Here is a 25,953-nt window from a genome sequence, read left to right as displayed (position 1 = left end):
CCTTCTGAAACGGCATGCTTGTGCAATGCACAAATTATAGGCGATAGCGGGCGATTCTCGCAAAAATCGTATGCAATCTTTTCTGGCATCGTATTCACTTTGGCCCTCGTGCACGCGACCCGATTCAAGTAGAAAGGTGCAGGGACTACCATCATGAATATAGCCGACCAGACTTTCCCTGCCGTCGACAATGCCAACGAGGATCGCGCCCAGGCGATCCGCGACCAGTTGCGCGATGCGATCGTCGATCGTCGGCTGGCGCCCGGAACCAAGCTGTCCGAAGGCGAGGTCGGCACTCTGTTCGACGTCAGCCGCACCGTGGCCCGCGCGGCGCTGCAAATGCTCTCCTTCGAAGGGTTGGTGCGGACCGAGCGCAATCGCGGCGCCTTCGTCGCCAATCCGTCGCCGGAGGAAGCGCGCCAGGTCTTTGCTTCGCGCCGGCTGATCGAGCCCGGCATCGCGATCGCCGCGGCCGGGCGCATGACGCCGGCGCATGTCGTTGCGTTCAAGGCCCAGCTCGATGAAGAGGGCCGCTTCATCGCCGAACGTGGACCGAGCGCAAGACGGTCGGAGATCAAGGCTTCTGGCGATTTTCACCTGCTGCTCGCGTCGGTCGCGGGAAACGTCATCCTCCAGCGTTTCATGGAGGAGCTGGTCGCGCGTTCATCGCTGGTGATCGCGCTTTATGGCCGCTCGGGCGTCTCGAGCTGTGGCCATAGCGAGCACATGAACATCCTCGCGGCGCTGGAAAATGGCAATTCCGAACGCGCCAGCGCACTGATGCTGCACCACATCGACCATATCGAGGCCGACCTCGACCTGCGCGTCCGGAGCGGTCCGGCACTCAGGCAGGCGCTCGAATTCTGACGCTCATTCCGACCGGAGGGACGCGAAAGACGCGCCCCTCAAAGCCGTTCGGCACGGGTTTTCAGGATCTGGTGCAGCATGTCCCGAATGCGCCGCAGCCTCATCAACCATCTCTGGCTCATTTGCTTTCCAGTTCTGTTGCCGGCTGCCTGCGTTGATCGCCCTGCTCAGAAGGCTTGGGCCGCCATGGCCATTCCAACCAGCGAGGTGGCGACACCCGCGGTGCGGACCGTCGTCGGCCAACGGGCGAGCTTGAGGACGGACAAGACCCCGATCGCATGCAGCATCGATGTGCCGAGCACGAAGCCGGCGGCGTAAGCGACGCCGCCGGCGCTCTCGGGAATTTCGAGGCCGTGGGCATTGCCGTGGAAGAGGCCGAACAAGGCCGTCAGTGCAGCCGCGGCAGCAAGCGGCAGAGGTCTGGCAAGGCCGATCATGGCGCCGAAGACGACAAGCGACAGCGCGATGCCGGTTTCAAGGGAAGGCAGGCCGATGCCGGCCATGCCGAGCAAGGCTCCGGCGACCATCGCCGAGACAAAGAACAGCGGCACAAGGGCAATGCTGCGCCCGCCGGCGCGGGCGCCAATCATGCCGACCGCGACCATGGCGAGCAGATGATCCATGCCTAGGAGCGGGTGTTCGAGGCCGGCGAAAAGGCCGTGGACGTGAAGGCCGCCGCTATGGGCAAACGCCAGCGACGGTGTGAGGGCGGCCATAGCTGAAAGTGTGCCAAGTCTTGCTAGTGTTTTCATGCCTGCGAATGTCTTCATGGTTGTACCTGTTCGATGAGAGTGACGGGTTCTGGTTTCTCAGTGCCCGGGAACGGTGAATTGCGAAGCGGCGGAACGGTCCGCGAGAGCGCGCGCCGCGGCGAAGCCGAGAGGCTTTTGCTCACTGCCATCGTGATAGATGAAAGCGAGGCGGCGGCGGTGCGATGTCAGGCGCGCCGGCAACGGGTGATAGGCGACGCCGGTGCCGCCGACGAGCGGCATGACCGCGCCGACATCGACCAGATCCTCGGTCTCGACGCGCAGCAGATGAAGCCGCACGCCGTCCGCCCTCTCACCGACAAACGGTATGCCGGCCAGACGTAGAAAGCTGGACGGGTCCGGCGCCCGCGCAAAGCCTTCGAGGAAGGCGGTTTCAACAAGATCGAGGTCGAGCGTCGCTGGATCAACCGGCGGCTCGTGAGCCTGGTCGGGCGGCAGATGCGGCGTCTGCCATTGCAGCGGCTTGCCCGCGGGCCCGTTGTGGCCGAGGGCGTGCGGATGGTCGTGATGACCGTTCGGCCCGTGATGATGGTGGCCGTCGCCATGGTCATGACTGTGGTGGTGGTGATCGTCGTGCATGGTCAAAAACTCACCGGTTTGTCGATGATCGATTTATGCTTGCCGAGATTGCCGTGAGCGACCATCGAGCCGAGCGCCTCGACGACGACCCGCACGCCGAACAGCGCTGTGATGTCCGACGTGTCGTAGGGCGGCGAAACCTCGACCACTTCCAGTCCGCAAATGCCGGGCGCCGTCACCAGCCCAAGCAGCTTGAGCGCCTCGCGCGGCAGGAAGCCGCCCGGTTCCGGCCAGCCCGTGCCAGGCACGAAGCCGCAATCGAGGCTGTCGACGTCGAAGGAGATGTAGACGGCGTCGGTGTCTTTCCACGCGAGCTCGAGCGCGATTTCCGCCGCCTTCTCAAGACCCATCTGCTCGATGTCGGCAATGGTCAGCACGTTGGTGCCGCGCTTCCTCGCCTCGGCGACGCCGTAGCGGGGAACCTGCCAGCCGCCGATGCCGAGCTGCACGAGATTGGTCGCCGAGACATTCGGCAGGTTGGTCGCCCAGTACCAGGGCGTGGTGTGCATGCGCTCGTCGAGATCCTTTTCCTGGATGTCGATATGGCGGTCGAAATGGATGATGCCGATGCGCTTCGAGGTCACGTCGGCGATGCCGCGCACGCAGGGAAAGCCGATCGAATGGTCGCCGCCCAGCATGATCGGCAGCGCGCCGGACGAGGCGACATGGCTGACGCCCTTGGTGATCTGGTCGAAGCTCTTTTCGAGATTGGCGGGAATGGTGAAGACGTCGCCGGCGTCGCACAGCGTCATCTGCTCGCGCAGGTCGACACCGAGCTCATAGTTGTATGGCGTGTAGAGCGCCGAGATGCGACGAATGCCTTGCGGGCCGAAGCGGGTTCCCGGCCGGTAGGTGGTGCCGCTGTCGAAGGGAATGCCGATGACGGCCGCATCATACTTGCCGACATCGCGGACGTTCTCGACATAGGGCGCCTTGAGAAAGGTGTTGATGCCGGCGAAATGCGGCAGCTCGCCGCGCGCGAATGTCGGGATCGACTTGTCGACGATCGACTCCGATCCCGGCAGGCCCATGTCGAGCGCCCATTGCTGCTCCTTGCGCCAGCCGCTTTCCGGCAGCTTTCCCTCGGCCTCGATGGACTTCCAGCCCTGCGTGCCGCGGGCATCGAAATCCGGGTGGTGGAAGCGTTCCCTGGCCTCCCGGGCGACGAGCCCTGCCCGGCGGTGGCTGCGTTCGGGGATATTTCTGGACATTCACGGTCTCCGTTACGACGCCGTCGTCGCCATTGCTGTATCCGGCCGGGTCGTCCCGACCATCGCGGCCACCTTGGCCAAGTGATGAGAGGAAGCCCGGGTCTTGCGATCGAGCTTCAAATCGTAGGTGATTGTCGCCCCGTAGGCGGACGGAAACTGAGGATCGTGGCGCACCTTGTCGAAGACCAGCACGCGGGTGCCGAGCTTGAAGGCCTCGCCGATATCGTGGGTGACCATCACCACCGTCATGCCGTGCTCGGTCCAGAGCTCGGTGAGCAGCTCGTGCATCTCGACGCGGATGCCCGGATCGAGCGCACCGAAAGGCTCGTCGAGAAGCAGGATTTGCGGACGTCCAAGCAAGGTCTGCGCAATCGCAAGCCGCTGCTGCATGCCGCCCGACAGTGAGGCTGGATAGAGGTCGCGCGCATGAGCAAGCCCGACGCGCGCCAGCATGGCCTCAGCCTCTTGCCTGGCGTTTGCGCGCCTGGCGCCGAAGACGCGGCCAAACGGCCCGCCCGAGCGAAAGTCTTCGACCAGCTGCAGGTTCTGGATGGCGGTCAGATGGGGAAACACCGAATAGCGCTGAAAGACGATGCCACGCTGCGGCGTCGGCTCTGGGACGATCGGGCCATCGCCGACGATGACGACGCCACTGCTCTGCTGCTCCTGGCCGAGCAGGATGCGCAGGAACGTCGATTTTCCGCAGCCGCTGGCGCCGACCAGCGACAGGAATTCGCCGGCTTCGGCAGTGACGTTGACCCGCTCGAGCACGCGGGCATCGCCGTAGCTCTTTTCCAGCCCATGGACGACGATGCGGCTCATCTGGCCTCCACGGGATGCGCCCAAGGGGAGACCGCCCGCGACAGCCGCACCAGCAGCCAATCGGTGATGACGGCAAGCAGCGTGATCCAGGCGACATAGGGCAGGATGACGTCCATCGAGAGATAGCGGCGGACGAGGAAGATGCGGTAGCCCAGCCCTTCGGTCGAGGCGATGGCTTCGGCGGCGATCAGGAACAGCCAGGCCGGCCCGAGCGCCAGCCGCACGCAAGTGATGAGGCGCGGCATGACTTGCGGCAGCACCAGCCGCAAGATCATGGTCCAGCTGTTGCCGCCAAGCGTCTGTGCCTTGGCCACCAGTTCGGACGGCAACTCCATCACCCGGTTGGCGATGTCGCGCACCATCACCGGCGCGACGCCAAGGGCGATCAGCGTGATCTTGGCCGTTTCGCCGAGGCCGAGCGCGATGAACAGGATAGGCAGCAGCGCCAGCGGAGGGATGACGCAGACCACGGTGACGAACGGCAGCAGGAAGGCCCGCACCCGTGGAATGAAGCCGATGGCGACGCCGAGCGAAAGCGCCGCGAAGGTGGCAACACCCACGCCAGCGAACAGCCTGAGGAGACTGGCATAGGTGTCGACCCACAGGATGAGATCGCCCGAGCGTTTGTCCGGAACCGTGGCAAGGTCAAGAAAGGCCGACCACATCTGTGCCGGCGAAGGCAGCAGCTTATCGCTGGGATTGACCGCCAGTCGTTGCGCCGAGGCGATCAGATAGGCGATCGCCACGAACAAGAACGGCAAGCCGCCGAGGAACAAGGCGCTGCCGCGCGAGACCTTCGCATTGATCATGCGAAGGCGCACCTTCGGCCTTGGCCGGGAAGGACGCATGCCCTCCCCGCCCGTTTCGGAGACTGTATTCATGTCGCTCGGTCCCCTGGCCAACATGTCGTGTCAGGGCGTTGCGGTTGCGGCCTCGGCCATGAAGGCTGGATCGAAACGCAGCTTGACGTTTTTGGCGTCGCCCAGCGTGGATCCGTCGGGAAAGCTCATGCCGATCACGTCGACACTCGCCGCGTTGGTGCCGAGAATGCCGTGGCTGAACAGGAAGTTGCGGACAAGATCCATCGTCTTCGGCAATTCGGCGCCGTTGGTGAACTCGACCGCCTTGGCAGGGTCGAAGAACATCGCCGTCGAGGCGAGCTGCGCGTCGAAGCCGGCGAGGTCCGTGCCGGACGCCTTGGCCATCTCCTCCTTGGCTGCCTTGCCTTCCGGCGTGTCGGAGGTCATCAGGTCCATCGCTTCGTACCATGCGCCGACAAGCGCCTTGCCCAGCGCTGGATTGTCCTTCAGCGTCTCGGTGTTGACGACCATCATGTCGATGATCTCGCCGGGAATCTGCGAGGAATCGAACACTTTGCGAGCACCCGGCATGGCGGCGATCTCGGAAACCAGTGGGTTCCAGGTGACGACGGAGGTGACGTCGCTGGTGCCATAGGCGGCGACCATGTCGGCGTCGGATGTGTTGACGACGGTGATGTCCTTCTCGGCGAGCTTTACCGTGTCCAGCGCCCGCGCCAGCAGGTAATGCGAGACGGAGAGCTCGACGAGATTGACCTTCTGGCCGGCAATGTCGGCGAGCGCGGACTTGTCCTTGAGGATCACCGCATCATTGCCGTTGGAGAAGTCGCCGATGATCACGGCGGTCGTGTCGACGCCGCCGCCAGCGGGGATCGACAGCGCGTCCATGTTGGTCATCGAACAGCCGTCGAAGCCGCCGGCGGTGTACTGGTTGATGCTTTCGACATAGTCGTTGATGCGGGTGATCTCGACATTGATGCCGTATTTATCGGCCCATTTCTTCATGATGCCGCTGTCTGAGAGATAGCCCCACGGCATCCAGCCGACATAGATCGACCAGCATATCTTGAAGTCTTTCTTGGGCGCCGCGTCGGCGGCGGAAATCATGGGAAGGCTGAGTGATGCGGCTAGGATGATTGCGGCCAGCTTGCGAAGCATTGCGTACCCCTGTTCGCGATCCGGATTGCGTCCGGACTTTATGTTGGGGTTTACGGAGCGCGCATCCGGGAGAGGTTCGCGCCAGCAAACCCGTGCAGGGTTCTCCCGGGATTTTGGCCCGCCGTGTTCCGCCGGATGCCTCAGTGCACCCCTGGCGGTCGCATCTCTTGGACCAGCACCGCTTTGTCGCGGCCGGAACCCTAGACGCTCTGCACATCACCAACGATGCAAGGAGCATGCCAATGCCGAATTATGCCAAAAGGCCGGCATTTGTGGACTTCTGCGGCTTCGAGCATTCGCACGGGTGACGCGAAAATCATCGCATCGCCGACGGATTGGGCAGTTTGCCTGATTGCTAGTGGTCCAGCTTGACATAAGAGTCCGACGGGAGATTCTCTTTGACGCGTGCGACTCGATGCCTACTCACTGGGGGAGGCCAGCGAGACGGAGGCTCTCAGCGAGGTATTGGACGTGCGGACCACGCTGGGCGGTTATCTCTAGCCAGGTCCTCACAGTAAAGCTTGGGCTTTCCGCCAGTATGCCTGCCACCACCCGTCGCGCTTCTTCAACTAGCCCGAGGCGAGCGTACGAGGCGGCGAGCACCCGCCGCACGAATGGAGGAGGTTCTGGATGTTCTCGCATGGCGCGGAGAGACCATTCCAATGCCATCTCGTGCCTTCTTGCCGCAAGGTGGCACTCAGCAATCGAGGCATGAAAAAGGTACAACAGCGGGTCGAACGGGCTCAATCGCATTGCCCTTTCCAACGAAGGGATCCCATCAAGTCCGATCCAGGAAGTCACCCAACCTTTTGCTGCCCAGGCCTGTGCGGAATTATGGTCGATTGCCAACGAGCGCTCGATCAGCTCGAGAGCATGTTCATGTTCGTGTACGACACTTGCGAGCGCCGTAGCGGATGCCCACAGTACGGCTGGATCTTCCATATCGAGCTTGAGCGCTTCCCTGGCAAACCGAACACACAACTCCTGCTGGTCGGGCCGCCAAGAGTGCCAACCCGAATTCTTGCTGAACATCAAAGACCAGGCCGCCATCGCGTAGGCATACGCATAAGAAGGATCGACGGCGGTTGCTTTTTGAAGGAGATCGTGGGCGATTGCACTCCTTTCGGGCGACCCTGACCAGGCATGCGGCAGGGCACGCAGAACAAAGTCGTAAGCAGTCAAATCTTCGGTTCGCTTTCGCGACGTGCGATCGATTTCCGCTCGCTGAAGCTTCGGAGCGATCGCACCGACCACGCTCTGGGCCACCCCATCTTGCAGTTCGAATACGTCTTCGAGACTGCCATCGAAGCGATCAGCCCAGACATGATTCCCGCTTTCCGCCTCGATGAGCTGTCCCGTGATCCTGACCCGATTGCCCGCCTTGCGGACACTCCCTTCCAGCACGTAACGCACGCCGAGTTCGAGCCCGACCTGCTTCACATTGACCGCTTTGCCTTTGTAGGTGAAACTCGAATTCCGCGCGATCACGAAGAAGCTGCGCACCCGGGACAGCGCCGCTATGATGTCCTCCACCATGCCGTCGCTAAAATACTCCTGCTCCGGATCGCCGCTCATGTTAGTGAACGGCAGAACGGCAATCGACGGCTTGTCGGGAAGCGCCAAGGCAGGCCGCGCCATCGCCGCTTCGCGGTCCGGCCGCAGTCGGTAGATCCGCACCCGCTCGGCGATGTTCTTGAGTTGCTGCTCGCCGAGATCATCGAATCCGAGCTTCACCTTGCCCCGGACGTGGTTGAAGACAGTGCGAGAGACGACGATGCTCCCAGCATCAGCCAAGGCCTCGAGCCGAGCCGCGATGTTGACTCCATCACCATAGAGATCGCCGCCTTCGACCAACACGTCGCCCAGGTTGATTCCGACGCGCAGCACAATCCGGGAATCTTGGGGCACGTCGGCGTTGGCAGCTGCCATCGCGTTCTGGAGCTCGACCGCGCATTGGACAGCATTCACGGCGCTGGCAAATTCCACCAGCACCCCGTCACCCATCAGCTTGACGATGCGGCCATTATGCTTGGCGAGCAGTGGCTGTAGGATGTCTTTGCGACGGGACTTGATGGCAACAAGGGTCCCAGCCTCGTCCCGCTCCATGAGGCGGCTGTAGCCGACCACATCGGCTGCCAATATCGCAGCAAGGCGGCGTTGGACGCGTTCTTCTGCCATGTCATGCATCAGCCTTCGGAGGCCCACGGGACCGGGATTGTATTGGGGGCCACGTTGCGAGTCCATTGGGCGAGAGTCTGCGATGGGGTGGACCGGAAAACGTCTTCCACGTCGGGTACCGAGCGTCAGATTTTCACTTGTAGGAAGACACTCCGATCGAATCCGTCTCCGACTTCATCGGGTCAACCGCGGCAAAAACGGCGCTCGCCTCGCTGACGATCGAAACATGATCCTTGGCTGCGTTTCCCGCGGCGGCGCCGTCACCGCGCATGATCGCGGTAACGATGACGTCGTGTTCCTGCCAGGATTTGGCCAGGCGGCCCGGCAGCATGAATTGCGCGCGCCGGAACGGCGCCAGCCGGCTGCGCGTCATGACGGTCAGTTCATAGATGTGCTTGCTGTGCGCGCCGCGATAGAGCCGGGTGTGGAACTCGGTGTTGAAATACTCATAATCCTCCTCCGCAGCCAACTGCACAAGGCGCGCCGATGCCTGATGCTCGACCTCGAGCGCGCGGCGCTCGCCGGCGGTCATGCGCTCGGCCGAGAACCGCGCGCAGATCGCTTCAAGCTCGGCCATGCTCTCGAACATCGAGGCGAGATGCTCCTGCGTCACCACGGCGACGGTGGCGCCCCGGTTGGGCCGCCTTTCGACCAGCCCCATGGCGCTCAGCCGGCCAAGCGCCTCCCTGACGGGGGTGCGCGAGACATCGAAACGGGCCGCCAGCGAGGCCTCGTCGAGCTTTTCGCCGGGGCGCAGGAAGCCGGTGACGATCCGGTCACCGATCGCCCTCACCATCTGATCGACGGTCGTGCCCGACCTGATCAAGCTGCGCTTCCCCGACAATTCTCCTCCGTCCAGTCTGTTCGCGGCTATGCGGCAAGCGGCTCGCCGGCCAGTTTCGACTCGGGCGCGCCTCTCTATGCCTCTATTTTAATCTACATGTCAAACTGGCTATTTGAAAGGCAAAAAGTGTATGCAATTGCCTTTCGCTTGAGCAGGGCGGCTCGGCACATCCGCTGATTTCATTGAATAAATTTTATCTTTTGAACTGGCACACCGATTGCATGCACTTTCGTGAGAAGGGAATTAATCGACCCGGAAAAGGGTCCAACAGGGAGCATTCACATGACCGAGAGATTCATGCTTAGCCGCCGCGATCTGCTCAAGACCTCCGCCGCCGGAGCGGCGCTCGGTCTGGCCTCGGCGTCATTTCCGATCAGCAGGGCGTTCGCCGCGGCCGCCACTGTCGGCTTCATCTATGTCGGGCCGAAGGACGACTACGGCTATAACCAGGCGCATGCCGAAGGTGCCGCGACATTGAAGGCCATCGAGGGCATCTCCGTTGTCGAGGAGGAGAACGTCCCCGAGACGGTCGATGTCCAGAAGACGATGGAATCGATGATCAACCTCGACGGCGCCTCGCTGATCTTTCCAACCTCGTTCGGCTATTTCGATCCGCACATGCTGGCCATGTGCGCGAAATTCCCCGACGTTCAGTTTCGCCATTGCGGCGGCATGTGGAACAAAGACAAGCATCCGATGAATGCCGGTTCCTATTTCGGCTATATCGGCATGGGCCAGTATCTCAACGGCGTCGCCGCCGGTCATGCCACCAAGACCAAGAAGATCGGCTTCGTCGCGGCAAAACCCATTCCGCAGGTCCTGCTCAACATCAATTCCTTCCTGCTTGGCGCACGCTCGGTCGACCCGGCAATCACCTGCCAGGTGATCTTCACCGGCGAATGGTCGCTGGCGGTCAAGGAGGCGGAAGCCACCAATGCGCTGGTCGATCAAGGCGCCGACGTCATCACCTGCCATGTCGACAGCCCGAAAGTGGTGGTCGAGACGGCGGCGGGGCGCGGCGCCTTCATCTGTGGCTACCACGCCAACCAGAGCCCGCTGGCGCCCGAAAAATATCTGACCGGCGCGGAATGGAACTGGGCAAAAGTCTACAAGATGTTCGTCGACGACCTCATGGCCGGCAAGCCGCTGCCCAATTTCACGCGCGGCGGACTGGCCGACGGCTTCGTCAAGATGAGCCCGCTCGGTCCCGCCGTCAGCGAGGCGGCGCGCGCGCAGTTCGACGGCACGCTCGCCGAGATGATGAAGGGCGGCTTTTCGGTCATCAAGGGTCCCCTGAAGAACAACAAGGGCGATGTCGTCGCAACCGAAAGCCAGACGTTCGTCGAGACCGCGATCGAGCTGGAAAGCATGGACTATCTCGTCGAAGGTGTCGTCGGCTCGACCGCTTGATCATGCATCGGAGACGGGGGCCATGGCAGACACGGTGAGCAGCGCGGGCGCGCCAGCGATGTTCGGCGCCAAAAGCTATCCGGCGGCGCTCGAATGGATCGCCCGGCGAGCGGAAGCCTTCGTCATCCCGCTCGCGGCGCTGATCGTCGGCATGGCCCTGTTCAGCCTGTTCATCGCGCTGGTCGGCAAGTCGCCCGTGCAGCTCTATGAAACGATGTGGCGCGGCGGCTTCGGCTCGTGGTTCTCGATCCAGAACTCGCTGTCGCGGGCCGCACCCCTGCTGCTTGCGGCGCTCTGCGTGGCGCTGCCGGCCCGGCTCGGCCTCGTCGTCATCGGCGGCGAAGGCGCGATCGTGCTGGGCGGCGTTGCCGCGGCCGCCATGGGCGTCGCCACCAGCGGCGCGCCCGCCTTTTTCGTTGTTCTTGCCATGGGCGTGGCGGGCCTGGCCGCCGGCGGCATCTGGATCGGTGCCGTCGGCGCGCTACGCCACTACCGTGCCGTCAACGAGACCATATCGAGCCTTTTGATGGCCTATATCGCCATCGCGCTGATGAACCATCTGGTGGAAGGACCGCTGCGCGATCCCGCCTCGCTCAACAAGCCCTCGACCGAGCCGCTGGCGGAGGCCTACCGCATCGGCAACATTCCGGGCATGGACGTGCATTGGGGCCTCGTCGTCGGCGTCATCGCCTGCATTCTGTCCTGGCTGCTGATCGAAAAGACCCGCTGGGGGTTCGCCGCCCGCATCGCCGGCGGCAATGTCAGGGCGGCCCAGGTGCAGGGACTTGCGGTCGGACCGCTGATCGTCGGTTTCACCGCGCTGGCCGGCGGTTTCGCCGGCCTTGCCGGCATGCTGGAAGTCGCCGCCGTGCAAGGCAGCGCCAACGCCTCGCTCGCCGCCGGTTATGGGTATACCGGTATCCTCGTCGCCTTCCTCGCCCGCCACAATCCGCTCGCCATCATCCCGGTCGCCTTCCTGCTTGGCGGCATCGACGCCTCCGGCGGGCTGATCCAGCGCCGCATGGACCTGCCCGACGCCACCGTGCTGGTGCTGCAAGGCATGCTCTTCGTCGTCATCCTGTTCAGCGAAACCTTCTACGGCCGCTTCAAGGCCTTCAATCCCGACCTCTGGCAGAGGCCAGTTCTTTTGAAGGGGACTGCGTGATGGACTCGACCGAGATCGGCCTCTGGGGCGTTCCGCTCGCCATGCTCGGCGGCGCTATTCGCGTGTCGACCCCCTTCATCTTCGTGTCGCTGGGCGAAGCCATCACCGAGCGTTCGGGGCGCATCAACCTCGGCCTCGAAGGCACGCTGGTCTTCGGCGCGATGACCGCCTATGCCGTGGCGGTGATGACCGGCTCGCCATGGCTCGGTCTGCTGGCCGCCGCAGCCGCCGGTCTTTGTTTCGGCCTGTTCCACGGCTGGATCTGCAAATTCCGTGGGGTCAACGACATCGCCATCGGCATTGCGCTAATGCTGTTCGGCTCGGGTCTCGCCTTCTTCTTCGGCAAGCCGTTCATCCAGCCCTCGGCGCCCGACCTGCCGGCGATCCCCTTTGGCGGCTGGTCCGATGTTCCGCAGGTGCAGGCGGCGCTCAACGTCAACGTGCTGTTCCTGATCGGCGCAGCACTTGCCGTGTTCCTGTGGTGGGCTTTCCGCAACACCCGCGCCGGTCTGATCCTGCGCGTGGTCGGCGACAGTTCCGACGCCGCGCGCGCCATGGGCCTCAACCCGAACACGGTGCGCCTCCTCGCCACCGGCCTCGGCGGCGCGCTGGCCGGAATCGGCGGCGCCTACCTGTCGCTCTACTATCCCGGCAGTTGGACCGAAGGCATTTCGTCGGGCCAGGGGCTGATGGCGGTGGCGCTGGTCATCTTCGCGCGCTGGAACCCGCTTGGCTGCTTTGCCGCGGCGCTATTGTTCGGCGGCGCCGGCGCGCTGGGGCCGGCGCTGCAATCGGTCGGCGTCACGCAAGGCTACTATCTATTCTACGCCGCACCCTACATTCTCACGCTCATCATCATGATCGCCACCTCGTCGCCGAGCCGTTCGCTCGCCGGCGCGCCGGGCGAACTGTCGATCACCAAATGACGTTTCCAGACTGGAGTTTTGCTCAATGAACGCCAGAGCCGAGGTCACGCAGCGCTACATCGACGCCGATCCCTATCCATGGCCCTACAATGGCGAGCTCCGGCCCGACAACACGGCGCTGATCATCATCGACATGCAGACCGACTTTTGTGGGCCGGGCGGCTATGTCGACCATATGGGCTACGACCTTTCGCTGGTGCGTGCGCCGATCGAGCCGATCAAGTCGGTGTTGTCGGCCATGCGGGCGAAGGGCTACACCATCATTCATACGCGCGAGGGCCACCGGCCCGATCTCGCCGACCTGCCGGCCAACAAGCGCTGGCGCTCACGCCGCATCAATGCCGGCATCGGCGATCCCGGACCTTGCGGACGCATCCTGGTGCGCGGCGAGCCGGGCTGGGACATCATCCCCGATCTCTATCCGGCCGAAGGCGAGCCGATCATCGACAAGCCAGGAAAGGGCTCGTTCTGCGCCACCGACCTGGAGCTGATCCTCAACCAGCGCGGCATCGAAAACATCGTGCTCACCGGCATCACCACTGATGTCTGCGTCCACACGACGATGCGCGAGGCCAATGACCGCGGCTTCGAATGCGTGATGCTGGAGGATTGCTGCGGGGCGACCGACCACGGCAACCATCTGGCTGCGATCAAGATGATCAAGATGCAGGGTGGCGTGTTTGGCGCGGTGTCGAACTCGGCGTCCTTCGTTGCCCAGTTACCATGAGGCTCGACCATGAGTGACCGCAAAAAAGCAGTCGGCGTCGAGACGATCGGCATGACAATGCGCTTCGGCGCCTTCACCGCGCTGGACGACGTGTCGATCAAGGTGCCGGCGGGATCGTTCCATGCGCTGCTTGGCGAAAACGGCGCCGGCAAGTCGACGCTGGTCAAATGCATGATGGGTTTTTATCACCCGACCGCCGGCGACATTCTGGTCGACCGCCGCGAGGTCGCGATCACCAGCCCGAAGGATGCCTCGGCGCTCGGCCTTGGCATGGTCTACCAGCATTTTACCCTGGTCCCGTCGCTGACAGGTGCGGAAAACCTGGTCATCGCCCGCGAAAAGGTGCCGGGGATTATCGACTGGCGCAAGGAGCGCGCCGCACTTGCCCAATTCATGCAGCGGATGCCGTTCAAGTTGCCGCTCGACGTCAAGGTGGCCGAACTTGCCGCCGGCGAGAAACAGAAGCTCGAGATCATCAAACAGCTTTATCTCGGCCGCAGTTTTCTGGTGCTGGACGAGCCGACGTCGGTGCTGACCCCCGGCGAGGCGCAGGAAGTGCTCGGCCTCGTGCGCGGCATGACCAAGGCGGGCGACCTCACCGTATTGATGATCTCGCACAAATTCCATGAGGTGACGGCATTCGCCGACGACATCACGGTGTTGCGCAAGGGCAGACTGACAGGAACAGGGAAAGTCTCGGAACTCTCTCACAAGCGGATGGCGGCGATGATGATCGGCGACCAGCCGATTGCCGCGCTCGACAGCCGCGCTCCAGTGCCTGTCGGCGCCCGGCAAATCCTGACGGTGAAGGCACTGAAGGCGCCCGACCGAACAGGGCTGAAGACAATCCATATCGGCGCGCTTGATGTGAAATCCGGCGAGATCGTCGGCGTCGCCGGTATTTCCGGCAACGGCCAGAAGGAATTTCTCGAAGTCCTTGCCGGACAGCGTGCGCGTGATGCCGGCGACGTGCTGGTGAAGGGCTCGCCCTATGGCGCCAGCCGCGCCGAGGCCCGCACGCTCAACGTGCGCTTCATCCCGGAGGAACCGTTGCGCAATGCCTGCGCGCCAAGGATGACGGTGGCGGAAAACATGGCTTTCCGAACCTTCGACCTGAACGAGGCTGGCAAACCGATCAACTGGATCAAGATGAGTGCCATCAGGGACTATGCGGCCCGCCTAGTCGAGCATTTCAAGGTCAAGACGGCCTCGCTCGCCTCGCCGATTTCGTCGCTCTCCGGCGGCAACGTCCAGCGCGCTGTGCTCGCCCGCGAACTGACCGGCGAGGTCGATCTGCTGATTGTTTCGAATCCGTGCTTCGGACTCGATTTCTCCGCCGTCGCCGAGATCCGCGCCCGCATCATGAAGGCACGCAACGCCGGTGCTGCGGTGCTGCTGATGTCGGAGGACCTCGACGAATTGCTGGAACTCTCCGACCGCATCTTCGTCATGTCCGACGGCGCGCTGGTCTACGAGACGCCGATCGCGCAGGCGAGCGTGCAGACCATCGGCGAGCACATGGCTGGACATCATTGATGGCCGAGATCGACGCGCTGCCGTTTCCGTTTGCTTTCAAGCCTGAGGCGGTGGCGCTGGTCGTCATCGACATGCAGCGCGATTTCGCCGAGCCGGGCGGCTTCGGCGCCAGTCTCGGCAACGACGTCAGCCGGGTGGTGGCGATCGTTCCAACGGTGAAGAGACTGATCGAGGGATTTCGCGCCGCCGGCCTGCCGGTGATCCACACAATGGAGTGCCACAGATCAGACCTCTCGGACCTGCCACCGGCCAAGCGCAACCGCGGCAATCCGTCGATCAGGATCGGCGATGTCGGCCCAATGGGCCGCGTGCTGATCGTCGGCGAGCCGGGAACGGCGATCCTCGACGAGCTTGCCCCGCTGCCTGGCGAAATCGTTATCGAAAAACCTGGCAAGGGCGCGTTCTACGCCACCAGCTTCGGCGAGGACCTGAAGCGGCTCGGCGTGCAGCAACTCGTCTTCGCCGGGGTAACGACGGAAGTCTGCGTGCAGACGACGATGCGCGAGGCCAACGACCGCGGCTATGAATGCCTGCTGGCCGAGGATGCGACGGAGAGCTATTTTCCGGAATTCAAGGCGGCCGCGCTGGCCATGATCAGGGCGCAGGGCGCGATCGTCGGCTGGACGGCGATGACGGACCAGGTGCTCAAGGGAATTGCCGATGCCTAACATTGCATATCCGGCTCTCACCTGGCGTGATCTGACATTCGAGCATTTTCGCGAAGGCATCTCGGTGCATTGGCTGCTCAAGGGCGGACCGGCTGAACCGTCCGTCGCGATCCTGAACTATCGGCCCGGCGCCGGCGTGCCGCGCCATCGCCATGTCGGGCTGGAAACCATCGTCGTGCTGGAGGGCATGCAGAGCGACGGGAATGGCGACTATCCTGCCGGAAGCGTGGTGCTGAACCCGGCCGGGACCGAGCATTCGGTGTGGACGAAAGACGGCTGCGTCGTGCTGATCCAGTGGAATCTGCCGGTGATCATTCTGGACGAGACGAAATGAGCGAAATCCGCTTCGATATCGGCAGCCTGCACGCGGCCTATGCCTCCGGCATGTCGGTTGCGACCGTCGTTGAAACCGTGTTTCAGCGCATAGCGGAAGCGGACGATCCCGGCATCTTCATCCATCTGGCAAGCAAGGCCGAGATGCTCGCCGAAGCCGAGGCACTCGGCGGATTCGATCCCGTGGCAAAGCCGCTCTGGGGCGTGCCGTTTGCGGTCAAGGACAACATCGATGTTGCCGGCATGCCGACCACGGCCGGCTGCGCCGAATATGCCTACTTGCCGACGAAAGACGCCACCGTCGTCGCGCATCTGAGGGCGGCCGGCGCGCTGGTCGTCGGAAAAACCAATCTCGACCAGTTCGCCACCGGCCTCGTCGGCGTGCGCACGCCCTATCCGATACCGAGAAACGCGATCGATCCTAAACTGGTGCCGGGCGGCTCCTCGTGCGGCTCGGCCGTGGCGACGGCGCGCGGCATTGTTTCTTTCGCGCTCGGCACCGACACCGCCGGCTCCGGCCGTATCCCCGCCGGCCTCAACAACATCGTCGGGCTGAAGCCGACGGTCGGCGCGCTGTCGGCCGCCGGCGTCGTGCCGGCCTGCCGCACGCTCGACTGCGTCTCCGTCTTCGCGCTCACCGTCGATGACGCCTACAGCGTCTTCAGGGCCGCGGCGGCAAAGGATGACGCCGATCCTTATTCGCGCGTTATCGCGGCGCCGTCGCTCGGTCCGCGTCCACCGGTGCCGTCTGTCGGCATTCCGGCAAAGACGGACCGGCAATTTTTTGGCGACGCCGCCATGCAGGCGGGATTCGAAACGGCGCTGCGGACGCTGGAACAGCTCGGCTGCCGATTGGTAGAAATCCCCTTCGGCGATTTCTACGCCACCGCCAACCTGCTTTACGAAGGCGCATGGGTGGCCGAGCGCTATGCGGCGATCGCGGATTTCATGGAAGCGAACGAAGCAGCCATGCACCCGGTGACGCGCACGATCATTGGCGGCGCGCGAAAACTTTCGGCAACGGATGCTTTCAAGGGCTTTTATGCGCTGCAGGCCTACAAGGCCGGGCTGGCGCCTGTCATCGCCTCGGTCGACCTCTTCTGCGTGCCGACGGCGCCGACGCACTATTCGCTGGCGGCTGTTTTGGCCGATCCGATCGTCACCAACAGCCGGCTCGGCACCTACACTAACTTCGTCAATCTGCTCGACATGTGCGGCATCGCCGTGCCGACGGGCAAGCGCGACGATGGCTTGCCGATGAGCGTCACCTTGCTTGCCGCTGCCGGCAAGGACGCTCTGACGGCGGCGCTCGGCAGCGAGCTCCATGCAGCCGGCGGTCTCGGGCTTGGTGCGACCGGCTGGCCAATGCCTGCCTCATCCGCCAAAACGCCTGATTTCGATGACGCCATGATCGAGCTCGTGGTCGTCGGCGCACATTTGTCGGGGATGCCGCTCAACGGCCAACTCTGCGCGCTGGGCGGCCGAATGAGCAGGATCGCCAAGACAGTTGCTTCCTATCAGCTCTATGCGCTTGCCGGCCAATCCGTGCCGAAGCCGGGGCTCGTGCGCGTTGCCGATGGCAACGGAGCGGCGATCGATGTCGAGGTTTGGCGGCTTTCAGCAGACGCGTTCGGACGGTTCGTGGCCGCGATCCCACCGCCGCTCGGCATAGGCACGATCGAGCTCGATGACGGGACATCGGCCAAAGGCTTCCTGGTCGAAACCGCCGGATTGTCACAGGCTATCGACATTTCGGCCTATGGCGGTTGGCGCAGCTTCATCGCAAAAGCCGGCGGAAATCGACTGGGAACCGCTCCGGCCGGTTGAACGATCGGCGTTCGCGCCGCAACGTCAGCGCGACCTCAAATCATAGCAGCGATGCTCGGCTCGCAGTTGATACGGCGAGCCAGTTACGCCGAATGCCGTAAGCGATCCGTAAGCGCGCGTGGTCGAAACGTTGCACCGTGAGTGGCAGGCGTCACCGAGCGCTTGCGACCGCCGGAGACCTCGCGATGCGAACAGGCAGTGCAGTGGCCCCCACGGATTTCGCCGGGACTCATCAGACCCGGCGATGGTCCGCGCTGTCGGGGTTTTCTGCTCGCTGGAACATGGCGACGGCGGCGATACTTGTCGGCCTGCTGCCGACCTGGGCGTTCGCGGGAGATCAGACCCCCAACTGGCGCCTGAACGCGCGTGTCGTCGCGGTCGGGCTGCCCGACGTGGCCGGCGTGCGCGAGGTGGGCCGCTTTCATGTCGGCGGGCCGATTCCAGGAAATCCGGAATTCCTCATGGCGACGCGCGAAGGGCGGGTGCTCGATCCGCTCAGGGTTCTTGTCGCCGTAGGTAGCAATTTCGGCGCGCCGCCGGGCGATCCAGTATTTGAGGTCGGGACGATCCTGTCCATCGATCCGCGCGCGGGCAAGTCTGCTGGCACCATCATCGTTCCGCAAGATCTCACCGGCAAAGACGCGGATGCGAGGGTTCAGCTCTACACGGCGCAGAGCGAACGGTTTCTCAACCGGCGGTACAATGCCGGGGCTCGAACCGCGCGCCACGCAGCTGCGTCCGGACCGCGATACATTTCCATCAACAACGCGTTCGGAAGGCCCTGGATCGCAAACGCGCCTGGCGGGGTCAATGGCGAGGGCAGCGTCACGGTCGTCGACCCCGACGGTGCGCCACTCGCCAACGCGCCAAGCCGCGAGGCCGGCGGCGTGTTCGCCGGCCGGCATACCGATCGCGAGAATACGCCGAAAGCGCAGCCCAGCGGCTGGCTTGGCAAGCTCATGAATTACCAGGCAAGCGGCCAGCTGACATCAGGCGGAATGCAGACGGGCGCGCTCGGAACGGCGTTTCTCGGTCGATCGCCGGACGGCAGCGGCTTTGCCGTGTTCGCCGCCGTCACCGCGGATGGAAGCGTGGTTCAGATCCACGTCCAGGATGGCGTCGACGGCTTGGCCGGCCCCGGCACGGTAAGCACCGGCCTGGGCACGGTAAGCACCGGCCACGGCATCGGCGACGATCCCGGCGTCATCGGCGTCGCCTTCAAGTGGAACCCGGACCGCGCTCTCTACATCGCCGACCCCGGCCGTGACCGGCTGGTGCTGCTTGAACTGGAGGACGACCGGCGGCATTTCGCGGTCGCCAGGAGCCGCACGATCTCGCTGCCGGAATTCGACCGTCCGGTCGATGTCGCCGCGGCCATTCCCGAGATCGCCAATCCGCAATTCTCGAGCCACACGACGCTGGCTGGCGGGTCTGATCTGTTCGTCGCCAATCGCGGCGACGGCTCGCTGCTGCGCTTGAGCCAGGACGGCCGGCTTCTCGCCCGGGCGACGATCGAGATTCCAGGGCTCGGGCCCCTCGGCCCCGATCGCCTTCGCGCGATCGCGACCTCGGCGGATGCACAGCATATCTGGATAACGATTGGCGGCGAGGTTCCGGGATTTCCGGGCCTCGAAGGGGCGCTCGTCGAGGTTGGGGTCTTCGACGAGCACGGCGCGGCGGCAGCGATGCAGGGGACGCAGGGCGCTGCCGCCGACGCCAATCTTGCGGCGCGCGGAAAAAAGTCGTTCCAGACCGATTTCACGCCGCGCATGGGCCTCGGCCCATTGTTCAATGCAACGTCCTGCGTGGCCTGCCATCCCGGCCCTGGCGGTGCGAGCATCGATGAAAACCACTTTGCGCGCAGAATAGCCCATATTGATCCGGGCTCTGGGCGCACGGTTCCGATCGATCATCCCAACAGCCCGGTCGCCAGACGCCATGCGTTGCGCGATGGCATGAGGATCGTGTCGGCGGCGATGCCAAGCCAGGCCAATGTGATCTCGCTGCGCATGCCGCTCGCACTCTACGGTATCGCTGGGATCGACGAGATACCCGACAGGGTCATCGAAGCGCAGGCGGTCAGCAAGGGCGACGGCATCAAAGGCCGCGCGCATCATGTCGTCGATGGTCAGGGCGCATCGCGGGTCGGCCGATACGGCTGGAAGGCTGACATAGCCACCCTCGAAGACATGGTAGCGAACGCTTTCGCAAACGAACTCGGCATCACCAGCGCGACTGTCAGCCGCGAGGCGGGCTCGCAGCCGATCGAAGACGATACCGCGCAGATCGAGGCGGTCGCCTTCTATCTGCGAACGCTCCGCCTGCCCGACGGGGCAAAGCCATGAGCCTCGCCCTGACGCTCTCCCATGCGCCCGAAAAAATGCGCCCGGTCTTGCCTGGCGTCATCGTTGCTGCGGCACTTGCCCTTGCGGCCGGCTGGATCGCCGGCGGACTGGGCGAGCCGCTGTCGCGCAACCCGGTCCTCGTCGCCATGCTCTTCGGGCTCATGATCGGCAGCAGCTTCGCCTGTCCAGACGCCTTGCGGCCGGGGCTCGACTTCACCAAGCGCTATTTGCTGCGGCTCGCCGTGGTGCTGGTCGGCTTCCGTATCACGACGCGGCTGTTCCTGGATCTGGGGTTCATGCCGCTCGCGGTGGCGGCCATCGAGCTGATCCTCGTGCTGACGCTGCTCTACGCCATCGCGCGCAAGCTGTTCAGGCTCGACGCCGAGATCGCGCTGCTTGTCGCGGTCGGCAGCGCCGTCTGCGGCGCCGCGGCGATCCTCTCCATGGCCGCGCTGGTGCGTGCGCGCGACCAGAGTGCCGGCATCGCCATCGCCCTGATCACGCTGAGCGGCACCGTGGCGTTGCTCGCCTATCCGGTCATGTTCCTGAGCGGATGGCTGCCGCATCTCGACGACCGCCTCTATGGCGTGTTCGTCGGGGCGAGCATTTTCGAGCTGGCGCAGGTCTACGGCGCCTCCTTCGCCATTTCCGATGGCGCGCTGAACACCGCCACGCTGGTCAAGCTCAGCAAGGTGCTGATGCTCGTCCCGCTTCTGCTCGCCGCCAGCCTGGTCTTTCGCAGCCGCAACAAGGCGCAAGAGGCAGCGCCGATCCCGTTCCCGTGGTTCATCGTCGCGTTCATCGGCGTGGTGATGCTCAATTCGGAGATCACCCTCAATCCGCAACTGCGCCGCGTCATCCTCGATGTCGACCAGTTCCTGTTCCTCATGGTGATGATCGCGCTCGGCATCACCACCCGGGTCAGCCGACTCGGAGAGGCCGGCGGCGCCTGGCGCCTGGTCGGCGTGGGCCTCGTCGGGTTGGTACTGTCGGCGGCGCTGGCCTATGGCGCATTGCTCCCATTCTCGTCGACCTTCCGGACCGCATCGCCTTCATCGAGCCACAGCGCGATGCTCGGCAGCCATGGCGGACGGCTTTTCGCCTCGGTCGGTTGCGCCAAATGCCATGTGCCAGCGCTGGAAGGTGTCAACGGCGAAGTCCGGCTTTATTCCGACCTTTTGCTGCACGACATGGGGCCGGCACTCGACGACAAGATCGTCCAGGGCGATGCCATCGGCGCCGAATGGCGGACCACGCCGCTCGTCGGCATCCGCCTGCGCCAACGCTACCTGCACGACGGCCGCGCGACCACGCTGCGCGATGCCGTCTTCGCCCATGGCGGCACGGCGCAGATCGTGCGCGACCGTTTCTTCGACCTGGACGAGACCGACCGCCAGGCGATCCTCGATTTCGTGGCGAAGCTATGATGCGGCCTTGTCACGCCACCACCGTCTTTGACCGGCCGAACCGCGATGTATGAAGCTGTCGTCGCAGAGCTGAACCATCTCGACGGGCCCGACCTGCTGGCGCCGCTCGTCACCGATCTGTTTTGTGGAAACATAGCGCTCGTGTCCTCGTTCGGCGCAGAATCCGCAGTGCTGCTGCATATGGCAGCCGCGATCGACCGTTCGCTCCCCATCATCACGCTCGACACCGGAAAGCTGTTCGCAGAGACGATCGCCTATCGCGCGCAGCTGACGGCTCTGCTCGGTCTCACCGATCTGCGCGTCGTCAAGCCTCAGGCCGACGTCATGCGGATGCTCGACGGCACTGGAGCGCTGCACCGCCGCGATCCGGACCGGTGCTGCCACATCCGCAAGGTTCTGCCGCTCGAAAATGCGCTGACCGGTTTCAAAGCCTGGATTTCCGGTCGCAAGCGATATCATGGCGGGCTTCGCGCGGATGTTTCGACACTGGAGGAAACTGACGGGCGCCTGAAGATCGACCCGCTTGCCCGCTTCACCCGCCAGCAGATTGAGGACTATCTCGACCGTTATCATCTTCCCCAGCATCCGCTCCTCGAAAGGGCTACCTCTCGATCGGCTGCGCGCCCTGCACGGTCAAGTGCGGCAGCGCGGACAATCCGCGCGCGGGCCGCTGGAGCGGCCTGTCGAAGATAGAGTGCGGGATCCATCGGTCACCCGCCGGCGCTGCCTCACACAATTCGGTCTCATCCGCGTCCTGATTTCGCGATCGCGCAGGCATCCAGTCGACGGCTGGAATCGGCCATCGCCGCTTCATCTGCGAAGCCACTACGAATTGTTGCATGATTGCGCTACCCTAGGGTCAATCTGGGCGGCGGGACGGTCACGGCGGCACGACCGGCGCTCGATGATTGGTCGAGCGCGAGCCCTCATGACCCCTCTAGACGCCATCGAAGCCGATGCGAGGCGCCCGCTCTCGGGCACAGGCCGGATCGCCAAGCTGGCGGCGCCGCGCAGTGCCAGGATATTGAGGCGGAACCGCGTTCTCGAAGCGATCGATCGGAAATCGCGGTCGACCATATGCTGGGTGGCGGCGCCGGCCGGCTACGGCAAGACGACCGCGGTCATCGACTATCTCGAAAGCGTCGAGGCGCCGCATGTGTGGTTCCGCGTCGACGAGGGCGATCAGGACATTGCGCGCTTTTTTCAGTATCTGACGCAGTCACTCGCCCCACCTGCGGTTGGCGACATGCCGGTGTTCGGCGTCGAATATGCCGAGCAGCCGAACGAGTTCGCCAGGCGCTTCTTCAGGGCCTATTTCGCGCGGCTGAAACCCGATACCATTCTGGTTCTCGACGATCTGCACGATGCCGACACGCCAGAGTTTCGTGGCGTGCTTTCGGTGATGTTCCGTGAGCTTCCGGACACGGTTCGGTGCATTTGCGCCTCGCGAACGCTGCCACGGGAAGAACTTAGCGACCTAGTCCTCAGAGGCCAGATGGCCGTCGTCGACAGGTCGGCGCTCGAATTCTCGACCGCGGAAGCGCGCGATCTCGTCCAACTGCGTTCGAAGAACGCCTCAGTCGATGTCGAAGCCGCGCGCGGCTGGGCGATCGGACTGGTTCTGCTCGCGGACCACGGCTCGACGGTCGGACCTGATGACACGAGCGGCGGGCAGAACGCGCTGTTGGATGTTCTTGGCCGTCATTTCTTCCTTTCCCTCCCCGCCACCGACCAGGATATGCTGCTGAAGCTCAACTTGCTGCCTGAAATCAGCGCCGAACTGGCCGACGAGATGATAGGATCTGGCGAGGCGGGAAAACTGCTCGACAGGCTCTACAAGCGGCAATTGCTGGTCACGCGTACGGAAAGCAGCCGCGACGTCTTCTACCTGCATGATCTGTTGCGGGATTTCCTCGACCGAAGTTTCGCTGAGCGCGTGCCACGAGAAGAGCAGAGATTGCTGAAACGAAAAGCGGCGACGATCCTCGTCGAGGCAGGCCGTCTGGATGAAGCCATCCCGCTTGCCTTGCAGGCGGAGGACTGGGGGCTTGCCAGCAAACTCATACTGAGCCGCGCGGAGGATGTGCTGGCGCAAGGCGGCCGGGCGACTTTCATCGACTGGTGCGGCCGATTGCCGGAAGCGCTGATGAGCGGCTGGCATTTTTATTGGCTGGGCGTTGCCCACGTGCCGGACGACGTCGCCGCGGAGCGCTGGCTGGCGAAGGCATGGCAGGCTTTTGGCGAGGCGGACGATCAGCGCGGCCTGTGTCTCACCGTGTCGCGCGCCGTCTTGGTCAAGACCGCCAGTTGGCGCACCTACGAAGGCCTTTCCATGTGGACCCGCCGGGCATTCGAGCTGATCGAGCGCGGCCTTCCGGAACTGCCTCGCGAGGAAGCGATGCTGGTGCGCATTGGCATGATGCGGGCGCTAAACTTCGGCGACGACTACTACCGCGGCAGCCCGGCCGGACAAGCACTGGAAGCCGAACTGCTGGAGCGACTGACCAAGAACTCCGGCCAGGATCCGAGCGGATTTCGGTTGCTTGCGAGCGAAACGCTGATCGATCTTTCGGCGTCGACCATGCGGGCCGATCTGTTCGCGAAGGCCGTCGACAGCGTTATCGACGATTTAGGCCAGAAGGACGTGCTGCCCTGGATCCTTGGCATGTGGCTGGTCGCCTTCGGTGCGGAGAGTGGTCGTTACTTCCCCTACAAAAGAAGAAATTTTCCCTATCCTTCGTCCGAAGCGGCGTTGCGGGAGGCGATCGCCATTGGCGAGCGCGAGTCGCTCAAGAGCGTGGAGTTCGGCGGGCTCTACCATCTCCAGATGCAGATGAAGGTCCGCAACGATTTTGCGGAGTTCCACCAGGTGGTCGAGCGCCTGGCCGAGATCGCCGACAGCCGCTTCACCACGCAAGTCGCCGTCGTCGCCGACTGCCACGCCGCGCTGCATGCCAGGCAAGGCGATTTCGCGGCCGCCTACCGGGATTGCGAGCGCTTCATGGAGGCCATCGAGGCCGCCAACGAGCCGATGGTTGAGCGCTGGCCGCACTACATCACGAAGTTCCAGGTGCTGCTGGCCGACAGGAAACCTCGCGAAGCCGCCGCGCTGCTCAGCGACCTGCTGCCGCGGCTGGACGGCGGCGCCCGCAAGCGAACCGAGATATGCATTCTCGCGGCGGAGGCGCTGGAGACCCTGTGGGGCGGACATTCGCACTATGGCGACCGGCTGAAGATCTTCCTGGAGGCGCTCCGCGACATCAGCTGGCCAATGGTGCTCCTCAACGTTCCGGACTTGCTCGCCGAACTGCTTGGCGATGCGCTTGAGCGCGGCATCGAGCCCAAGCTTTGCCGGTCGCTGATTGGGGAACGCCGGTTGGACGTGCCGCAGCGGCGGCCCGCGGCCTGGCCGTGGCCGCTCAAGGTCCACGTTCTCGGAGGCTTCCGGCTCGAACTCGATGGAAACCCTCTTCCTCTCGGCGCCAAGCCGCCGACGAAGGCCCTCGACATCCTGCGGGTGCTGGCGATCTCGAAAGACAACACCTGCTCGCTGGAGACCCTTCAGGACTGGCTGTGGCCCGACCTCGACGGGGACCAGGCGCGGGCGGCCTGCGAGCAAGCGCTGCATCGGCTGCGCAAGCTGCTCGGGCGGACCGATCTCATCGTCCAGCGCGAAGGCAAGCTTCGCCTCGCGTCGGACAAGGTCTGGGTCGACCTCGCCGACTGGGATGCACGGCTCAAGGCAGTCGCGATCGCCAATGGCGAGGCGCTCCCGGAAGCTGAAGCGCTCTTCCTCGCATTTCCAGGTCCGCTGTTTCTGCACGAGCGCGCCAGCTTCTGGTCGCTCGCTGCCGCTGAAAAAGTGCGTCGCGATCTGATCGATCTCGGATTGCGGATCGGCCTGCGGCTCGAGACGACCGGCAACGCTCACGAAGCGCGCTCGATTTATCTGAGGACGTTGGAGCTTTATCCCGATGCCGGACCCGTCTGCAAGGCGCTGATCAAGGAGCGGCTGGCGCGCCGTGATTTCGAAGCCGCAGTCGACGACTATGCACGCTACAAACGGGCGCTGGATGCTGCCGGAGAAGCGGCGCCCGCCGCCGAAATACGCGCCTTGGTCGAACCCTATCTCGCACGGCTCACGCGCTGAAAACGATATGTTGTGCTGTCTCGCGAAACCCTAGGGCTGGCGTCACCCGGTTTTTTCGATCGCGCGCTTTTGTGCATCTGCGGCCTCCTACGCGACGCAGTGTGGAAGGCAGGCGCATATGGATCGCTTACGGCAAAGCCGGCAGTCCCGTTCCCAGATTCACGGTTCGGGGATCACAGCTGATTTGCCGAA

General features: G+C 63.9%; 21 protein-coding genes and 1 riboswitch. Of the genes, 13 read left to right on the top strand and 8 right to left on the bottom strand.

Features of this window, described 5'->3' with window-relative positions; translation table 11 throughout:
- Positions 1–153 precede the first annotated feature (153 nt).
- Positions 154–867, top strand: coding sequence for a GntR family transcriptional regulator (locus EOC94_RS07715; RefSeq protein ID WP_127289533.1), 714 nt, complete (start codon positions 154–156; stop codon positions 865–867).
- 167 nt (positions 868–1,034) lie between these two features.
- Here the strand turns inward: EOC94_RS07715 and EOC94_RS07710 are convergent, their stop codons facing one another.
- The 8 genes from EOC94_RS07710 to EOC94_RS07675 form a co-directional block, all read right to left on the bottom strand.
- On the bottom strand, positions 1,035–1,637 hold the full coding sequence (locus EOC94_RS07710; RefSeq protein ID WP_210212065.1) for a HupE/UreJ family protein: 603 nt from the start codon (positions 1,635–1,637) through the stop codon (positions 1,035–1,037).
- A gap of 39 nt (positions 1,638–1,676) precedes the next feature.
- Positions 1,677–2,216 (bottom strand): hypothetical protein, encoded by a 540-nt coding sequence (locus tag EOC94_RS07705; RefSeq protein ID WP_127289531.1) that lies wholly within the window; start codon positions 2,214–2,216, stop codon positions 1,677–1,679.
- A gap of 2 nt (positions 2,217–2,218) precedes the next feature.
- Positions 2,219–3,427 (bottom strand): agmatinase family protein, encoded by a 1,209-nt coding sequence (locus tag EOC94_RS07700; RefSeq protein WP_127289529.1) that lies wholly within the window; start codon positions 3,425–3,427, stop codon positions 2,219–2,221.
- Between the two features lie 12 nt (positions 3,428–3,439).
- Complete coding sequence (locus tag EOC94_RS07695; RefSeq protein ID WP_127289527.1) at positions 3,440–4,249, bottom strand: ATP-binding cassette domain-containing protein; 810 nt, start codon at positions 4,247–4,249, stop codon at positions 3,440–3,442.
- Complete coding sequence (locus EOC94_RS07690; RefSeq protein WP_245465521.1) at positions 4,246–5,058, bottom strand: ABC transporter permease; 813 nt, start codon at positions 5,056–5,058, stop codon at positions 4,246–4,248. The genes EOC94_RS07695 and EOC94_RS07690 overlap by 4 nt, the downstream gene beginning before the upstream one ends.
- Positions 5,059–5,160: 102 nt before the next feature.
- Positions 5,161–6,225 (bottom strand): putative urea ABC transporter substrate-binding protein, encoded by a 1,065-nt coding sequence (locus EOC94_RS07685; RefSeq protein WP_127289523.1) that lies wholly within the window; start codon positions 6,223–6,225, stop codon positions 5,161–5,163.
- Positions 6,226–6,325: 100 nt separating this feature from the next.
- Positions 6,326–6,440: riboswitch (guanidine-I (ykkC/yxkD leader) on the bottom strand.
- A gap of 208 nt (positions 6,441–6,648) precedes the next feature.
- Positions 6,649–8,403 carry an adenylate/guanylate cyclase domain-containing protein gene (locus EOC94_RS07680; RefSeq protein ID WP_127289521.1) on the bottom strand — a complete coding sequence of 585 codons (1,755 nt, stop codon included), beginning with the start codon at positions 8,401–8,403 and terminating at the stop codon, positions 6,649–6,651.
- 133 nt (positions 8,404–8,536) lie between these two features.
- Complete coding sequence (locus tag EOC94_RS07675; protein WP_185928188.1) at positions 8,537–9,229, bottom strand: GntR family transcriptional regulator; 693 nt, start codon at positions 9,227–9,229, stop codon at positions 8,537–8,539.
- Between the two features lie 300 nt (positions 9,230–9,529).
- Between EOC94_RS07675 and EOC94_RS07670 the strand changes: the two genes are divergently transcribed.
- From EOC94_RS07670 to EOC94_RS07615, 12 genes are all read left to right on the top strand, one after another.
- Positions 9,530–10,657: a BMP family ABC transporter substrate-binding protein gene (locus EOC94_RS07670; protein ID WP_095483784.1), complete on the top strand. Its 1,128-nt coding sequence runs from the start codon at positions 9,530–9,532 to the stop codon at positions 10,655–10,657.
- Between the two features lie 58 nt (positions 10,658–10,715).
- Positions 10,716–11,822 carry an ABC transporter permease gene (locus tag EOC94_RS07665; RefSeq protein ID WP_245329789.1) on the top strand — a complete coding sequence of 369 codons (1,107 nt, stop codon included), beginning with the start codon at positions 10,716–10,718 and terminating at the stop codon, positions 11,820–11,822.
- Positions 11,822–12,748 (top strand): ABC transporter permease, encoded by a 927-nt coding sequence (locus tag EOC94_RS07660; RefSeq protein WP_095483782.1) that lies wholly within the window; start codon positions 11,822–11,824, stop codon positions 12,746–12,748. Before EOC94_RS07665 ends, EOC94_RS07660 begins: the two co-directional genes overlap by 1 nt.
- A 25-nt stretch (positions 12,749–12,773) precedes the next feature.
- Complete coding sequence (locus tag EOC94_RS07655; RefSeq protein ID WP_095483781.1) at positions 12,774–13,475, top strand: isochorismatase family cysteine hydrolase; 702 nt, start codon at positions 12,774–12,776, stop codon at positions 13,473–13,475.
- 9 nt (positions 13,476–13,484) lie between these two features.
- A complete protein-coding gene (locus tag EOC94_RS07650; protein WP_095483780.1) occupies positions 13,485–15,011 on the top strand; it encodes an ABC transporter ATP-binding protein in 1,527 nt (508 codons plus the stop codon).
- Entirely contained in the window at positions 15,011–15,679 is a 669-nt protein-coding gene (locus tag EOC94_RS07645; RefSeq protein WP_095483779.1) for an isochorismatase family cysteine hydrolase, read from the top strand. Before EOC94_RS07650 ends, EOC94_RS07645 begins: the two co-directional genes overlap by 1 nt.
- A complete protein-coding gene (locus tag EOC94_RS07640) occupies positions 15,672–16,013 on the top strand; it encodes a cupin domain-containing protein (protein WP_095483778.1) in 342 nt (113 codons plus the stop codon). The genes EOC94_RS07645 and EOC94_RS07640 overlap by 8 nt, the downstream gene beginning before the upstream one ends.
- The gene (gene atzF, locus EOC94_RS07635) at positions 16,010–17,839 is read left to right on the top strand and encodes an allophanate hydrolase (protein ID WP_095483777.1); all 1,830 of its coding nucleotides are present in this window, start codon (positions 16,010–16,012) and stop codon (positions 17,837–17,839) included. The genes EOC94_RS07640 and atzF overlap by 4 nt, the downstream gene beginning before the upstream one ends.
- Before the next feature lie 185 nt (positions 17,840–18,024).
- A complete protein-coding gene (locus EOC94_RS07630) occupies positions 18,025–20,184 on the top strand; it encodes a di-heme oxidoredictase family protein (protein ID WP_245465520.1) in 2,160 nt (719 codons plus the stop codon).
- Positions 20,181–21,611: a putative sulfate exporter family transporter gene (locus EOC94_RS07625; RefSeq protein ID WP_127289519.1), complete on the top strand. Its 1,431-nt coding sequence runs from the start codon at positions 20,181–20,183 to the stop codon at positions 21,609–21,611. Before EOC94_RS07630 ends, EOC94_RS07625 begins: the two co-directional genes overlap by 4 nt.
- A gap of 45 nt (positions 21,612–21,656) precedes the next feature.
- Complete coding sequence (locus tag EOC94_RS07620) at positions 21,657–22,304, top strand: phosphoadenylyl-sulfate reductase (RefSeq protein WP_245329777.1); 648 nt, start codon at positions 21,657–21,659, stop codon at positions 22,302–22,304.
- 235 nt (positions 22,305–22,539) lie between these two features.
- Positions 22,540–25,761 (top strand): hypothetical protein, encoded by a 3,222-nt coding sequence (locus tag EOC94_RS07615; RefSeq protein WP_127289517.1) that lies wholly within the window; start codon positions 22,540–22,542, stop codon positions 25,759–25,761.
- The last annotated feature ends 192 nt before the right edge of the window (positions 25,762–25,953 follow it).

Source organism: Mesorhizobium sp. M6A.T.Ce.TU.016.01.1.1 (assembly GCF_003997065.1).
Taxonomy (GTDB): Bacteria; Pseudomonadota; Alphaproteobacteria; order Rhizobiales; family Rhizobiaceae; genus Mesorhizobium; species Mesorhizobium mediterraneum.
This window is presented reverse-complemented; position numbering and strand designations above follow the sequence as displayed.